This is a genomic window from Nocardia sp. NPDC058499 (assembly GCF_042719915.1).
Lineage (GTDB): Bacteria > Actinomycetota > Actinomycetes > Mycobacteriales > Mycobacteriaceae > Nocardia.
Window position 1 is genome coordinate 591,099 of the sequence record NZ_JBHXMZ010000001.1, and the last position, 1,316, is coordinate 592,414.

1 protein-coding gene is annotated in these 1,316 nt (G+C 70.8%); it reads right to left on the reverse strand.

Annotated elements, in window-relative coordinates:
- Nucleotides 1-440 precede the first annotated feature (440 nt).
- On the reverse strand, nt 441-1,250 hold the full coding sequence (pyrF, locus tag ACFWPH_RS02705) for an orotidine-5'-phosphate decarboxylase (RefSeq protein ID WP_378747718.1): 810 nt from the start codon (nt 1,248-1,250) through the stop codon (nt 441-443).
- Nucleotides 1,251-1,316: the final 66 nt, after the last annotated feature.

Consider the following 1,316-nt stretch of genomic DNA (forward strand, 5'->3'; position numbering starts at 1 on the left):
TGGCTGCCTCCGTTTTTGGTTGAGCTTTTTCTTCCCCCCCCCCCCCCCCCCAGCCCCGGGCCGAACCCTTCGAGGGCCTCGCTGAACTCGGCGCCGGGTGGTGGTCACCATAGTCGGGAACACCGACAGCTGAGGATTACGGCGGTACAGAGTGCGAGTAGCGGCCCCGCGCGGGCCGGCCCGCCGAATGCGCGCGTCCGGGCTCGAGCGGAAGTGAACGGATGCACCCGCCCGGCTGGGTTCCGCAGCTGTCCGCCGTGAACGGACTGCACCCGCTCGTCGCAGCCGGCCGACCTCTGTCATTCATTGTGTACGGGCCGGCGTCGGCGGAACGCCGACGACAGCACCTCGCAGACAGGTCCACACACGACGCCGACGGCCTGATACCCCCGGAACACCCGCCGGTAACCCTCGGGTGGTTTCCGGCCGCAGAGCGTCGATCAGCGCAAGAAGGCGAACTCCTCCTGGAAAGCCGCCAGCCGGTCGCGCAGCGCCGGCACCGAGGGTCCTGCACCGAGCACGTCGCGCGAGACATTCGGAACCGCCGCCGGCCACAACGGTTCCGGGAGCAGCGCGCGGACCGCCGCCGCGGTACCGCCCTGAGCCCCGACCCCCGGCAGGAGAATCGGCCCGTTCAATGCGCTGAGATCGGGGATATCGGTGAGCGTGGCACCCACCACCACCCCGACCGAACCCGGTTCTGTCCCCCGGTTGGTTTCCGCGGCGGCATCGACAACGGTCTGGGCGAGGGTGCGCCCGTCCACCACTGCCTGCTGCACCCCGGCCGCTTCCGGGTTCGAGGTGGCGGCCAGGACGAAAACACCACGCCCGTTCGCGCGGGCCAGGTCCAGCGCGGGCTGCAGGGCGCCGAATCCGAGGTAGGGCGAGACCGTCACCGCGTCCGCCCCCAACGGCCCGTCACCGAGCCAGGTGCGGGCGTAGGCGGCCATGGTGGAGCCGATATCGCCGCGTTTGGCGTCGGCGAGAACCAGGGTGCCGGAGCCGCGCAGCACCTCGATGGTGCGTTCGAGCACCGCGATCCCCGCCGAGCCGTACGCCTCGAAGAAGGCGACCTGCGGTTTGACCACCGCCGCCATCCCGTCGAAGGCCTCCACGCAGATCTCCGCGAAGGTTTCCAGGCCGTTCGCATCGTCCGCCAGGCCCCAGGCATCCAGCAGCGCGGGATGTGGGTCGATCCCGACGCAGATCGGCCCGTGCGTGGGGCTGGGCGGGGGGGAGGGGGGGACCAAAGGGGGGGGGCTTTCGCCCCCTCCCCTCCCCCCACCAATACCCACACCCCTTTTCCGAACACCCAC